This is a genomic window from Domibacillus sp. PGB-M46 (assembly GCF_022668875.1).
GTDB lineage: Bacteria > Bacillota > Bacilli > Bacillales > Domibacillaceae > Domibacillus.
This window is the reverse complement of the sequence record NZ_JAKGCR010000013.1, coordinates 16,826-30,183: the sequence shown is the minus strand read 5'-3', so window position 1 is coordinate 30,183 and position 13,358 is coordinate 16,826. Positions and strand designations below refer to the sequence as shown.

Here is a 13,358-nt window from a genome sequence, read left to right as displayed (position 1 = left end):
AAGGTTTTTTGTTTAAATGATAGCAGTGAAGCGAAAAAATGGCTCAATTAAAAAAGGAGCATTATAATGGCTCTAACGATAAAGATAGGAGCTGAGTGAAAAATGGTGAAGCAAGTGATCTTGAATGATACGCCGATTCAGGTGGAGAATTTTCACGAAGAAACGGTTGTAAATAAAAAGACGGGTGCAAAAGTGCCAAAAATCAGCTTTCAATTTCCCGTCACAAGCGAAGAGTATCACGATATAACGGTTCTTTTATATGAAAATAATTTTCAAGTGAAGGTGCCCGAAAAAGGAATGGAGTTTCCGGCCATGATTCACACGTATTCTACCTCGGTAACGAATTTATATAAAGCGGGCGCAACAGGGACATTCAGTCTGGAACTGATCGGCCGATGACAGCGGAAAAGCAGCTCGTCGGTGAAAAAGCGGCAGGGTTTGTAGAAGACGGCATGATCATTGGTCTTGGAACAGGCAGTACAGTACGGTATACCATTGAGAAAATAGGCAGGCTCGTTCAACAAGGTTTGTCCATTCAAGGCGTGGCTACGTCAATTCGAACGGAACAATTAGCGAAAGAATGCGGAATTCCGCTTCTCAGCCTGGAGGAAGTGGACGAGCTCGATCTGGCTATCGATGGCGCTGACGAAGCCGATCCTGCTTTTCATTTAATCAAAGGCGGAGGAGGAGCACTTCTGCGGGAAAAAATCATTGCCTCTTCCGCACGGAGATTTGTAGTAGTGGCGGATCCATCTAAAATGGTCGAACAACTCGGGCGGCTTCCTCTTCCGGTTGAGGTGGAGATATTCGGATACAAGATGACAGAGAAAAAAATCCGTTCTTTAGGAGGGGCATCCGCATTACGGGTAAAAGAAGGAAAACCGTATATCACTGATAATGGGCATTATATTTTCGACTGCGATTTTGGTCTTATTGCGTCGCCTGAAGAATTGGAGTGGGAATTGAATCTCATCCCCGGTGTTGTAGAAAACGGACTGTTTATCGATATGGCGGATACGATCATTACCGTAAATGAAAAACAGGAGATACAGGTTAAAAAACGAACAAAACAGGAGTGATAGTATGTATTCAGTAAGCGGCATTCAAGTGTTGGCAGAGGGCAGCTTAAAAGAGAAACGAATTGAGCCGGAAGAACATAACGAAACGTACTGCCAGACGGTCAGCTTTAAAGATCGAGAAGGTGAGCATGTCGGTGACTTGGATATTTATTTTGTAGCAAAAGGCTTTGGAAAAGAAGAGGGAAGCGAAGAAATCGACGTTCATTTTACGGTTCCATTCTTCAGTGCCTATGGCCCTGAAGGCGAGCGGTTTATGGAGGAAGCAGAAGCCATGCAGTTTATTTTTGTTCATTTTGCCAGTGAAGTTCAAGATGTGGTCGATGAAGTACTCGATACGTTATATGAACGATATGAAAACGAAGAAAAAGGCCGCTTTTAATTTAAAAGCGGTCTTTTTCTGCAATGGTAAAGGGTTTCCCGCTTGTTTGACAAGGATTTTAAGTGTAACTAAAATAAGAACAAATGGTGGTGAAAAGAAATGATCAACAGCCGTCTCGCAGTCGCAATTCATATTATGATCCTCATTGCATCCAATCCCCGTGAAACGGTTTCATCAGAATGGATGGCAGGGAGTGTCAATACAAACCCCGTTGTAGTGCGGCGAATTATGGGTATGCTTCGCAAAGCCGGTCTCTTAACCTCACGTGCTGGTAAAACAGGCGCAGCCCTGACGAAGGATCCGGCAGACATTACTCTTCTGGATATTTTTCGAGCCGTTGAGCCGAAAGAAGAATTGTTTGCCATCCATGAAAAACCGAATCCGGAATGTGCGGTCGGAAAAAATATTCAGTCGGCGCTCGACGTCACGTTTGGAAGGGCTCAGACTGCGATGGAGCAGGAGTTAAGCAGCCAGACCCTTAAAGATGTTATGAACCATCTCTTATAATAGGGGTGGTTTTCCTTGTGGGAAAAAGTAAAAAAGTTTCTAAAAGTGATTGACGTCTTTTTAAAAAGCTGTTATTATTATCTTGAATTCAAGATAAATAACCAAAACGTTAGTGGAATATATCGAACTTTTTTAACTATATATCTCGAATTCAAGATAATAAAAGAGGAGGAAGAAAGAATGTTAGATGCAGGATTGTTAATTATACGTTTAATCATTGGGCTTGCGTTCGTCGGACACGGCGCGCAGAAACTATTTGGCGCATTTGGAGGCTATGGATTAAAAGGAACGGGAGGCTGGTTTGACTCTATCGGCATGAAGCCTGGTTACGCGATGGCGCTGATCGCAGGGCTTTCAGAATTCGTCGGCGGTGCCCTGTTTGCGCTCGGTTTGCTCACGCCGCTTGCTGGTGTATTAATTGCTTTGACAATGGTTGTTGCGATTGTAAAAGTACATGGTCCAAACGGTTTCTGGAGCACACAAAACGGCTATGAGTACAATTTAGTGCTGCTGGCTGTTGCCATCGGTATTGCCCTAACAGGCCCAGGACGCTATGCGCTGGACGCGCTGCTTGGTTAAAAAAATAGAAGAGGGCAGCAGGGATGGGTTCCGTTACAGCGGAAGTAAAAGCTGCCGCTTCCTCAATGCAAAAAACGAATATAAAGGAAAGGCCGTCTGTTCAATAAGGCGGTCTTTTTGTTTTTGAAGTGGTAAAGTGAACCAAAGCGCGATACGATAAAAGCAGGTCTTTGATTAAAAGGAGGAAGGAAAAATGGCAGACGAACAAAAACAGCAGTTGTTCAAAGATGCAATGGGCAATTACCCGACCGGTGTCACGGTTATGACAACGGTGGACTCAAATGGCAAACCGGCTGGCCTGACTGTGAATTCATTCGCTTCTGTATCACTTGATCCCCTTTTGATTTTATGGTCGATTGACCACAAAGCTGCAACCCTGCCAGCGTTTATGGAAAACGGCACATTCGCCGTGCACATTTTAGCCGGCAATCAAAAAGATATTTGCATGACGTTTGCGACCAAAGGAGCCGACCGCTTCAGCACGTGTAAATGGAACTTTTCACCTGAACACCATTTGCCGGTTATCGAAGGCGCATTTGCTGTTTTTCAATGCCAAACCGTTCAAACAGTGGAGGCAGGAGATCATACAATTTTGATTGGAGAAGTAGACACCATTCAAATTAATGAGGAAAAAGACCCCATGCTCTATCATCGCCGCCATTTTGCTTCGATTCCAGCCACTTTTTACGCTTCAAAGTAGTTTTTTAGATAGAAAAGAAAAGCACAGGCGAAGAGCCCGACTTCGCCTGGCGGCTTCACCGGTCTCAGCTGCCGGCTAGTCCCATAGGAGTCTGCGCCGCCCTCCCGCGCCAAGTGGCTTGCGACAAGATGGTATAGGACGAATAAGGCCGTATCTTTCTGTTTAAAAAAGAGAAATTTCTATTCGTTCATTGCTTATGGATCTTCAAGGTTATTGAGTGAAGCCTGCCGGACGAAGACTCCTGCGGGAAGTACAGTGAGTCGGGAGACCCCGCGGGCGCAGCCGAGGAGGCTCCCGCACTGCCCTAAGGGTCGCGAAGTCTGGCGGGCTTCACTTATCGGCTCTTTTTTAGAAGCAAAAGATTTTGTTTACACACTAAAAGCACAGACGAACTTATTCGCCTGTGCTTTTTATTTTTACAAATTACATTTTATTGGAATGAAAAAAGGATACACTCATATATTTACTTTTGTGGTTCATTTTTCATTTCGAGGAGGAAAAGCATTGGTTATGAACGGATCAAGGGTAAGATGGGCAGCGGCAGTTCTGGCAATTTTGTCTCTGGCAGTAGCATTCATGCTTGGTTTATTAACCCCAAGTGCATCCGCAACAATCAATTATGGAGAAGAAGCAGCGGCTGTGGCCAAAAGGTATGTAGGAAGCCCGTACAAGTACGGAGGAACAACGCCAAAAGGATTCGATGCAAGCGGGTTTACACAGTACGTTTATAAAAACGCCGCAACGAAAATGACGATTCCGCGCACAAGCGTTGACCAATATAGAATTGGAACGTCGGTAAGCCGAAGCCAGCTTAAACCCGGCGATTTAGTTTTTTATGCAACCGGCACAAAAGGAAAGGTATCATTTGCTGCCATCTATTATAAAGACGGCACTTTTATTGGCGCTACCTCCAAAGGAGTAAAGGTAGTGAAAATGAGCGATACGTATTGGAAGGAACGGTATATAGGCGCTAAAAGAATTGTCAAATAACAAGCAGTATAAACAAATAGAATATCGGCCTTATATGAAGAAAAGCTGCGGAAGCTTGGCCTGATAACAGCTTATGATTCTGGCAGCCGGAGAAGAGCTGTGAATAAAACCGGACTGTCTGCTGGCAGTCCGGTTTAGTTACTTTTGAGTATTTGAAAGCCTGTACAGTTCACGGGCGAGTGATTCAAGAATATACACAACCGGTACCTGCGTTGTAATATTGGAGTGTGCAAACCGCTCCTCTGAAACATAGTAGGAAAGGTTAATATCAGACATTTTGGCAATGGTGCAATGTTTGTTATTCGTAATGCTGATAATGGTGCTGCCCGCTTCACGCATTTGGTGGGTATGACGGATGGTATAATCGTTTTCACCGGATACAGACAGAACAATCGTCGTACTGTTTTGAAGAAAGTTTGTATGAATCGGATAGTGCGGGTCTTTTATGTAAAGGGACAGCTTGCCAAGGCTCGAAAAGTAGCGGGCGCCGTACTCAGCTAAAATTCCTGAGCTGCCGATTCCAATAAAGATAATGCTGTCGGAAAGAGACATTGCGAGGGCTGCTTCAAGCATTTGCTCTTCAATCGGTCCATTTAGCGACCGTTCAAAAAAATCTGTGACAGAATGGTGCATGCTTTTAGGCTCAAATGGCTCCTGTTCTTTTAAATAAAGTTTTAACCGAACTTTAAATTCTGTAAAACCATCACAGCCTGCTTTTCGGCAAAAACGCAGAATGGTTGCTGTTGAGACATGTGTTTCCGCTGCCAGCTCCCGAATACGCATATAAATGACTTTATTCCCATTTTTAGATACATATTGATAGACGGCGGTTTCAAGCTCATTAAACGATGAAATCATTTCATTTGTAAACAAGTGAAGCCCCCCTTACGAACAAAAAGCCGCTTCGGTCGACCGAAGCGGCTTTTGATTAATCTTCGCCGATAATTTTTACTTCTGTTTCAAGTTCTACACCAAATTTTTCGCGTACACGATCCTGCGCGTAACGGATTAAGTTTAAATAGTCCGTAGAAGAAGCGCCGTCCACGTTTACAATAAAGCCGGCATGCTTTTTAGAAATTTCCGCGCCTCCGATCCGGGTTCCCTGCAAGCCGCTGTCCTGAATCAGCTTGCCGGCGAAATAACCGGCCGGGCGCTTAAATACACTTCCGCAGGATGGATATTCAAGCGGCTGTTTTGATTCGCGGAGCGCAGTAAAAGTGTCCATTGCTTCTTTAATTTCCTCAAAACGGCCTGGTTTTAATTCAAACACCGCTTCTAGAATAATGTAGTCCTTTTCTGTGAAAATGCTTTTGCGGTAGCCGAAGTGAAAATCATCCTCCCCAAGCGTGACCAAGTCACCGTCATAAGAAAGAACCGTTGCTTTTCTCAGCACCGTTGACGTCTCGCCTCCATAAGCGCCGGCATTCATGACAAGAGCCCCGCCTACAGAACCCGGAATGCCGCAGGCGAACTCAAGGCCCGTTAGATGATGACCGAGTGCTGTACGGGAAACATCAATAATTTTTGCCCCGCTTCCTGCCGTAATCGTCGTACCGTCCACATGAATTTGGTCAAAGTATTCAAGGGCAATGACGATGCCGCGCAAGCCTTTATCCCGGACAAGCACGTTTGATCCGTTTCCTAAAATCGTCAGTGGAAGTGCGTGTTCTTTTGCGTAATGTATAACGGTTTGTAGATCGTCTATATGTTTAGGCTTAATGAAAACATCGGCTACCCCGCCTGTTTTCGTATATGTGTGCTTATACAATGGAAACAGTGGATACACAGACTGTTCATCCACTTTCTTCTTTAAGTCGTTTGCAATTTGCAGCGCATCGATAGCTGCTCACCTTCCTTTTCTCATAATCCTCTCTATTATAAAGGATATGAGGGAATTCGTTAATGATCTTTCACGATTTGAGAAATGTTCCCCATTTTTCAGGGTATTGTATGTAAGTATAGACAAATGGGTGCCTGCCTTAAACGGTTGAAGAGGAGGGAATCGACACAATGGCAAAAACAAAAAGCGCTGCTTTTGTTCAGCAGCATTTGGCGAATGAACGCACTTATTTGGCATGGACAAGAACGGCTATTGCTATTATAGGAATTGGGTTTTTAATCAGCAACCTTCACTTTAGTTTTTTGTCCCGGCATTCGACACGTGCCGATCTCCTGGCAGACATAGTTGGATTTGCTGCTATTCTATCAGGACTGCTCGTCCTTGCTTTTTCTACACGCAGTTATTTTATTAAAGCCAAAGCGATAGACAACGAAATGTTTAAACCTGAAAAAGCGAGTATTTTGCTCCTGACAGGGATCATTATCACTTTAATTTTGCTGTTCGGAGTGTATATATTATTTGTTTTTTCTTAAAAGAACTGCCGCTCCCCAGTTCTTTTTTTATGTTTATTTAAGGAAAAATAAGGATGTATTATTACAGAAAGATCGAAATTTGTAATTTTACCGTAAAACATCGTAATGTTTATTTTTGCTAGAATAAGATTTATGAGGAATTAAGTAGAGAAAAAAGAATGGGAAATTGGGAGGTACATGGTGAACAGCTGCAAGAAAGCAATTCTTTCATTTTTAGCGGTTATCTTGTTTTTTAGCGTGTCCCCATTGGCATCTGTTAAAGCGGAAGCCGAGTCCATTGGTGAATCAGTTGTTGCTTTTGGGAAAACATTCATGGGTGTAGAGTACGTGTTTGGCGGCACAACGCCAAAAGGATTCGACTGCTCCGGTTTCGTTCAATACATTTATAAACATGCTGCTGATATTTCTTTGCCGCGCACAACAGGTGAACAGTACAATGTGGGCACAGCAGTAGCCAAAAGCGATCTTCAGGTTGGCGATCTTGTTTTTTATGCTAACACATATAAAAAAGGCATCTCTCATGTTGGGGTATATGCAGGCAACAACCAAGTATTGAATGCCACATCAAGCAAAGGCATCGCGCTTGTTCCACTAGATGGTGATCCATACTGGTCTCCAAAGTATGCAGGCGCTAAACGTGTGATTGAAGAAGAACAAGCACCAAAATGGTTTACAGATATAGAAAAAACAGATCTTGCGTACAATGCGATTAAATCATTGACGGAACAGGGAGTTATTAATGGATTTACGGCTGATACATTCGCGCCGGACGAAAAAATAACGCGTGGACAAGCCGCAGCCATTATCAACCGTGTACGTGGCTTGAAACCAGAAAAAATGAGCTACTTTACAGATGTGCCGAAAACAAACCGATTTGCTGTGGATATAGCAGCGGTTCATGAAGCGGGAATTATGAATGGCTACGGAGATAAAACATTCGGCTTAGAAGAAGAAATGACAAGAAACGAAATGGCATCTTTGATCCAGCGTGCTTTTAACTTAAAAGTGTCCGAAACGGCGGCAGCAAATGTGGTGTATACAGACATTAAGGCAGGCCATTGGGCATACGAAGGCATCGTTTCCATGGCTTCTATTGATAAAACCGGCTTTTTTAAAGGCGACAAGTTTTATGGAACACACAATGCAACACGTGAAGCATTTACAGTAGCCATCTACAATGCAATGAACGCAAAATAAAAAGCACCGCCCAAACGGGCGGCGCTTTTTATTTTGTATCTGAATGAAGTTCATTAAGCATATTTTCTATTTGCTGCAGGGAAGGCAGGGAAGAGATGGCTCCTTTGCCGGTGGTCGTCATGGCTCCGGCTGCATTGGCAAAACGGACGATTTCTTCTCCGCGCTGCTCAAGAAGAGAAGAAACGTTTTCTAAATTGGCACCAGCCTGAAGCAGTTGAAATAAAAAGCCGCCAATAAAAGCATCCCCCGCACCAGTCGTATCCTGCACCTGTACAGTAAAGCCGGCTGCCTGGATTTCTTTTTCATTCACAAACAGTGAGGCACCTGCTGCCCCCCGGGTATACACCACCGCTTTTACATCTCCTGTAAACAGGGAAGCAATAGCCGCTTTTTCTTCTGAAATACCTGTAATAAATTCAAGTTCTTCATCCGAAATTTTGATCAGATGCGCTTTGGGTATAAATGCTAAAATGGTTTCGCGGCACGCATTCGGATCATCCCAAAGCGGAAGCCGCACATTCGGATCAAAGCTGATGAAAGCACCGCGCTGTTTAGCCCGGTCGATTGCTTTAATATGCGCATGCTTCATTGGACTTTCAACTAAATCAACGGAACAAAAGTGCAGAATGTCACCGGGGTGAAACAAGGATTCGTCCACTTCATCTGCTGTCATCAGCAAATCTGCACAAGGCTTCCGGTAAAAAGAAAAGTCCCGCTCACCATCTTCACGGAGGGAAACGAACGCAAGAGCCGTATTGGCTTCACTCGTGCGGATAATATGCTTGGTTTCCACTCCTGCTTCAACCAGCTTCTCCAATAAAAAATCACCGAATGCATCGGAGCCAAGCTTCGTCAGCATGGCGGAGTGCCCGCCGAGTTTTGAAACGGCAGCGGCCACATTGGCCGGGGCTCCGCCGGGTGCGCGTTCAAAGGATACGACATCTTTAAGAGCCAGTCCTTTTTGCTGTGGGATAAAATCAATTAATACTTCTCCGATTGAAAATAATGTACTCATTTTACTCTCCTATCGTCCATTTTACCGCCTGGCATGATGCGCGGCCGCCTTTTGCAAAAAAGCGGATGCCTGCTGAGTCCCTGCTTGGAAAAATACGGCTTGTAAAAACTTCGGCTCCATCGTTTACAAAGAGCTCCAGGGAAGAGGAATCCACAAATAAACGAAACGTCACTTTGTCCCCCGCTAACGAGCAGCTGCGCACCGTTCCATATGGCGAATCTGTAAGCGCACCGGAATATGTCCTATCCAAATGGACCTTTTGCTGGAGAGCGTCATACGTAATAACGGTTTTTTCTTCTTCGCTTACGCGAATTTCAATTCCGCATGAATCTGCATCCTCCAGCTCAAACGAACAAATCATTTCAAAAGCTGTACCGCTGAAGCTGTCAAAAGTCTGTACTTCATCACAAAGATCAGCTGAAGCTTCCATTTGAACACCGCGCAGGCGCTCAAGCTCCCGGACTGGTCTTTGCATAAGCCGCCCGTTTTCAATCGCGATTTCCCGGGGCAGGGTCAGGCAGTGCGCCCAGCCATGTGAATCCGTTGGATAAGACATTTCAGGAAGTCCCATCCAGCCGACTAAAATACGCCGTCCGTCCGGCGCTTCCATCGTTTGCGGTGCATAAAAATCAAAGCCGCGGTCCAGCTCGGCGAATACGCCATGATCTATGCTTTGTGTTTCAACATCAAGATTCCCGAGAACATAGCCGGATTGATAAATATTATGATAGCAATCGCCTTTCGGCGCAATGCCCTGCGGTGAAAAAACAAGGACACCTTGTCCATCAATTGTAAAGTAATCAGGGCATTCCCACATATAACCGAAGTGGGGAAGATTGGTTTTAATTTCGCCTTCGAATGTCCATGTTTCCATATCCGGGGAGCTGTAGAGCACGACACAGCCCGTCAGGTTTGTCCGCTGGGCACCGATAATGGCATAAAAAAGCCCGTTTTCTTTCCATACTTTTGGATCGCGGAAATGATCGGTATAGCCGGGGGGCACTTCATGAATCACTGGTTTTTGCTTTTTTTGAATAATGCCCTGCTTGTCCATAATGGCAATATTCTGCTTCGGATGCCGCACCCATTGATCATCACGTGTATTGCCGGTATACATTAAGTACAATTGGTCATTGTGCACGATACCACTGCCAGAGTAAGCACCGTGACTGTCAAGGTCACTATCTGGCCGAATCGCGATACCGGCATTCTCCCAATGAACGAGATCTTTTGATTTTGTGTGATACCAATATTTAATGCCGTGAACAGGGCCAAGCGGGAACCACTGGTAAAACAAATGGTATTCACCATTATAAAAAGAAAAGCCGTTCGGATCATTTAACAATCCTGTTTCGGGCTGAATATGATAAGTTTGCCGCCAGGGGGAACCATCCACCTGCTTTTTTAAGGCAGCCAACTCTGATTTAGATATGTCTTCAAGTCGTGTATAACGCTGTTCTGTTGTCCATTGCAATCTGATCACCTCATATTTATTAAAATGAAAAGGAGGTGGAGAAATCTTCTCCACCTAAATGTTATGCTGCTTTTTGCACAGCCTGTTTTTTCTCATCGCGTTTTCCAAGGAACATCGTTACAGCAAAAGCAACTACAATCGAAATAACCATTCCAATCACATATTGAATAAGTCCTTCATGCTGAATAGAAATGATGCCCGGAAGACCGGCTGCGCCAAGCGCAATCGCTTTTACCTTAAAGAATGTCACATACGCCGTTGCCACAGAAGAACCGATCAACGCACCAATAAACGGATAGCGAAGCTTTAAATTCACTCCGAACAGGGCAGGTTCTGTAATGCCAAGCAGGGCTGAAACACCTGCGGCGGAAGCTGTTCCTTTTAGCTTTTTGTTTTTTGTTCTCATAAAGACGGCAAGTGTAGCCGCTCCTTGAGCGACGTTTGACATGGTCGCTACAACGAAGATAAAGGAGCCGCCGGTTTTTGCTATATCCGCAAGAAGTTGTGTTTCAACGGCAATAAAGCTGTGGTGCATACCGGTGATGACAATAGGTGCGTAAAGCAGGCCGAACAGGGCGCCTCCTACAAAACCGGTTGTATCATAGAGCCAGATCATACCGTCAGACAGCAGGTTGCCGGCTGTACGAGTAAGCGGGCCTACAAGTGTAAACGTTAAAATACCTGTAATGAAAATTGTTAAAAGCGGCGTCAGTAAGTTATCAAAGATCGATGGAACAATTTTGCGAAGGGATAGTTCTACTTTAGCCAGAATAAAGGAAGCAGCGAGAACGGGAAGAACTGTACCCTGGTAACCGATTTTTTCAATTTCAAATCCGAAAATAGACCAGACAGGAATTTCGTTTTTAGCTAGAGCATCTGCAATATTATAAGCATTCAATAAATCTGGGTGAACCATCAGCATACCGAGCGTGGCGCCAAGATAAGGGTTGCCGCCAAAGCGCTGGGTTGCAGAAAAACCAATTAAAATAGGGAGAAATACAAAGGCAGCATTGGCAAATGTATTAATAAGAGCTGCTAAATCAGCCATATTTGGATAAGCTTCAATCAGTGACTTGCCATCTACAAACAGTCCCTGTGCTGTGAGCAGGTTGTTGATTCCCATCAACAGACCGCCGGCAACGATCGCCGGAATAATTGGTACAAAAATATCGGACAGCATTTTTACAAATCGCTGGAGAGGATTCATTTTCTTGGCGCCGGCACTTTTCACATCAGCTGTTGACATGCCGCCAGTACCAGTCAGCTGGGCAAACTCTGCATATACCTTGTTAACGGTGCCAGAGCCGAAAATAATCTGGTATTGACCGCCGGTAGAAAAAGTCCCTTTGACGCTGTCCATCGCGTCAAGCTTTTCCTGATCGACAATCGATTCATCATGCAGAGCGAGCCGAAGGCGTGTAGCACAGTGGGCTGCTGCTGCAATGTTTTCCTTTCCGCCAAGCGCTTCAAGCGTTTCGCGTGCAATTTGAGGGTAGTTCATTGGAGTTCCTCCTTTGTAGGTAAAGTATAACCGATACGTGTAAGATTATTTGGAACCGGTTCCCAAAAACATCAAATAAAAAGGGAACCGGTTCCAAGAACGAGTAAATAGGAAAACCGGAGTTGGAACCGGTTTCTACATAATTATAAAAGATGATCTGTACGGATGTCAACACTTTCTCGTAAAACGAGTTCAAACCGCGAATAGGCCAATTTTGGAATGTCCTCCCCTTTAATCAGCTTGGTGATATGGTCCGCTGCCATCTGGCCGGCTTCTTTAAAATGAATGTGGACGGTTGTTAAAGAAGGGTGCATCATAGCGGTTACTTCATAGCCTCCAAAGCCCGTAATGGAAATATCTTTTGGAACATACTGTTTTTTTCGGTAGGCTGCTTTCATGGCTCCGAAAGCAATATTATCGGTGGCACAAATAAGCGCTGAAGGCGAAAATTCATCAAAAAGCTGTTCTGCTTTTTCGGCAGCGTCGGTCATACTAAAGGTCGTTTCAAAAAAGCGGGCTTCTACTTCTTCCGCATGTTCGCGCAACGCCTGGGCTACTCCTTTTTTTCGCTTGACTCCAACTGCCACGTCATATTCGCCGACCCCAAGAAAAGCAATTTTTTTATGTCCGCGCTGGGCAATGTATTTACCAATGGCGTAGCCTGCTGTTTCATCATCATGAATCAGGCTGTATACCTCTTCGTGCTGCTGGCCGACAAGAAGAACCGGGATGTCAATGGTGCGAAACGCTTGTAAATGCGCATCTGTTACTTGGGTAGCGAGCAGAATAATGCCCGCCGCTTTTTGTTTGGCGAGTGTATAAATGCTTTCAATTTCCCGGTGGAGATCTTGTCCCGCATTGGAAATAAGCATATGATAATTTAATTCGCGAAGCCGTTCATCAATCCCCATCAGCGTACGGGAAGTAGCATAGGAATCGAGCCGGGGAACGATTGTGCCGATCATATTTGTTTGTTTCGCTTTTAAGCTCTGGGCAAAAGCGTTCGGTGTATAACCTGTTTCATTGATGACCTGTTCAATTTTCCTTTTTGTTTCTTCACTGACCGAACCGCCGTTTAAGAACCGTGATACAGTGCTTTTTGCGACACCGGCGATTTTGGCAATATCTGCAATGGTTTTCATCAATTCCACTCCGTTTCTATCTTCTACTATACATGATTGAAGAGAAGGGAGAAAACGAAAGAAAGCGAAATACAGAAAGAGAATTTTATGAAAACGAAGCGGTTCACACCGTTTTGGAGTGAAATACAGAGAAAAATCGACTATGATGAAATGTAAGCGCTATAAAATGAAGAAGAAAGGTTTAAGGGAGTTGAGTAGTTTCATTTTAAAGCACACAAAATTGCCTGGAATTTGTTACAAAAAGAAAAAAGCCGTTCGCCATGACTTACGGGTGGTTAATAACCAGAATAACCCGCTTTCGTGTTCTGAAAGTTCATGGCTTGCTGCGAGGGAGCTGCCAGGCGATATACCAGGAAAGGCTGAACGGATGTATGCGGATATTTCGGCTCCCATACATATAAAAGATGACTTTTAAAGTGCTG

At 44.5% G+C, this 13,358-nt stretch carries 16 protein-coding genes; 10 read left to right on the top strand and 6 right to left on the bottom strand.

All coding sequences use genetic code 11. The features are described from left to right. The first annotated feature begins 102 nt into the window (after nt 1-102). The 7 genes from L2D08_RS14975 to L2D08_RS14945 all read left to right on the top strand — a co-directional run bounded on the left by L2D08_RS14975 (nt 103) and on the right by L2D08_RS14945 (nt 4,234). Nucleotides 103-399: a DUF3219 family protein gene (locus L2D08_RS14975; RefSeq protein WP_242234768.1), complete on the top strand. Its 297-nt coding sequence runs from the start codon at nt 103-105 to the stop codon at nt 397-399. After that, nucleotides 396-1,079 carry a ribose-5-phosphate isomerase RpiA gene (gene rpiA, locus L2D08_RS14970; protein ID WP_242234766.1) on the top strand — a complete coding sequence of 228 codons (684 nt, stop codon included), beginning with the start codon at nt 396-398 and terminating at the stop codon, nt 1,077-1,079. The genes L2D08_RS14975 and rpiA overlap by 4 nt, the downstream gene beginning before the upstream one ends. 4 nt (nt 1,080-1,083) lie before the next feature. Further along, on the top strand, nt 1,084-1,458 hold the full coding sequence (locus L2D08_RS14965; protein ID WP_242234765.1) for a hypothetical protein: 375 nt from the start codon (nt 1,084-1,086) through the stop codon (nt 1,456-1,458). A 99-nt stretch (nt 1,459-1,557) separates the two neighbouring features. Next, nucleotides 1,558-1,965 (top strand): Rrf2 family transcriptional regulator, encoded by a 408-nt coding sequence (locus L2D08_RS14960; RefSeq protein ID WP_242234763.1) that lies wholly within the window; start codon nt 1,558-1,560, stop codon nt 1,963-1,965. A 180-nt stretch (nt 1,966-2,145) separates the two neighbouring features. Beyond that, on the top strand, nt 2,146-2,544 hold the full coding sequence (locus tag L2D08_RS14955; protein ID WP_242234761.1) for a DoxX family protein: 399 nt from the start codon (nt 2,146-2,148) through the stop codon (nt 2,542-2,544). 193 nt (nt 2,545-2,737) lie between these two features. After that, complete coding sequence (locus L2D08_RS14950; protein WP_242234759.1) at nt 2,738-3,244, top strand: flavin reductase family protein; 507 nt, start codon at nt 2,738-2,740, stop codon at nt 3,242-3,244. Nucleotides 3,245-3,754: 510 nt separating this feature from the next. Beyond that, the gene (locus L2D08_RS14945; protein WP_242234757.1) at nt 3,755-4,234 is read left to right on the top strand and encodes a C40 family peptidase; all 480 of its coding nucleotides are present in this window, start codon (nt 3,755-3,757) and stop codon (nt 4,232-4,234) included. A gap of 138 nt (nt 4,235-4,372) precedes the next feature. On the opposite strand, the gene L2D08_RS14940 is transcribed toward L2D08_RS14945, so the two are convergent. Both L2D08_RS14940 and murB read right to left on the bottom strand, forming a co-directional pair. Continuing rightward, a complete protein-coding gene (locus tag L2D08_RS14940; protein ID WP_242234755.1) occupies nt 4,373-5,107 on the bottom strand; it encodes a MurR/RpiR family transcriptional regulator in 735 nt (244 codons plus the stop codon). A 55-nt stretch (nt 5,108-5,162) separates the two neighbouring features. Further along, nucleotides 5,163-6,059 carry a UDP-N-acetylmuramate dehydrogenase gene (gene murB / locus L2D08_RS14935; RefSeq protein WP_375337595.1) on the bottom strand — a complete coding sequence of 299 codons (897 nt, stop codon included), beginning with the start codon at nt 6,057-6,059 and terminating at the stop codon, nt 5,163-5,165. A gap of 185 nt (nt 6,060-6,244) precedes the next feature. Here murB and L2D08_RS14930 point away from each other — a divergent pair, with 185 nt between their 5' ends. Next, a complete protein-coding gene (locus tag L2D08_RS14930; RefSeq protein WP_242234751.1) occupies nt 6,245-6,607 on the top strand; it encodes a YidH family protein in 363 nt (120 codons plus the stop codon). A 180-nt stretch (nt 6,608-6,787) separates the two neighbouring features. Then, on the top strand, nt 6,788-7,804 hold the full coding sequence (locus tag L2D08_RS14925) for a C40 family peptidase (protein WP_242234749.1): 1,017 nt from the start codon (nt 6,788-6,790) through the stop codon (nt 7,802-7,804). Between the two features lie 28 nt (nt 7,805-7,832). On the opposite strand, the gene L2D08_RS14920 is transcribed toward L2D08_RS14925, so the two are convergent. From L2D08_RS14920 to L2D08_RS14905, 4 genes are all read right to left on the bottom strand, one after another. Next, a complete protein-coding gene (locus L2D08_RS14920; protein ID WP_242234746.1) occupies nt 7,833-8,819 on the bottom strand; it encodes a carbohydrate kinase family protein in 987 nt (328 codons plus the stop codon). Nucleotide 8,820: 1 nt separating this feature from the next. Then, nucleotides 8,821-10,293: a glycoside hydrolase family 32 protein gene (locus L2D08_RS14915; protein ID WP_242234744.1), complete on the bottom strand. Its 1,473-nt coding sequence runs from the start codon at nt 10,291-10,293 to the stop codon at nt 8,821-8,823. Nucleotides 10,294-10,354: 61 nt separating this feature from the next. Next, nucleotides 10,355-11,794, bottom strand: coding sequence for a sucrose-specific PTS transporter subunit IIBC (locus L2D08_RS14910; protein ID WP_242234742.1), 1,440 nt, complete (start codon nt 11,792-11,794; stop codon nt 10,355-10,357). Between the two features lie 143 nt (nt 11,795-11,937). Continuing rightward, nucleotides 11,938-12,939 (bottom strand): LacI family DNA-binding transcriptional regulator, encoded by a 1,002-nt coding sequence (locus L2D08_RS14905; protein ID WP_375337594.1) that lies wholly within the window; start codon nt 12,937-12,939, stop codon nt 11,938-11,940. 163 nt (nt 12,940-13,102) lie between these two features. On the opposite strand from L2D08_RS14905, the gene L2D08_RS14900 reads away from it, so the two are divergent. Beyond that, entirely contained in the window at nt 13,103-13,351 is a 249-nt protein-coding gene (locus L2D08_RS14900) for a hypothetical protein (protein ID WP_242234740.1), read from the top strand. Nucleotides 13,352-13,358 lie beyond the last annotated feature (7 nt).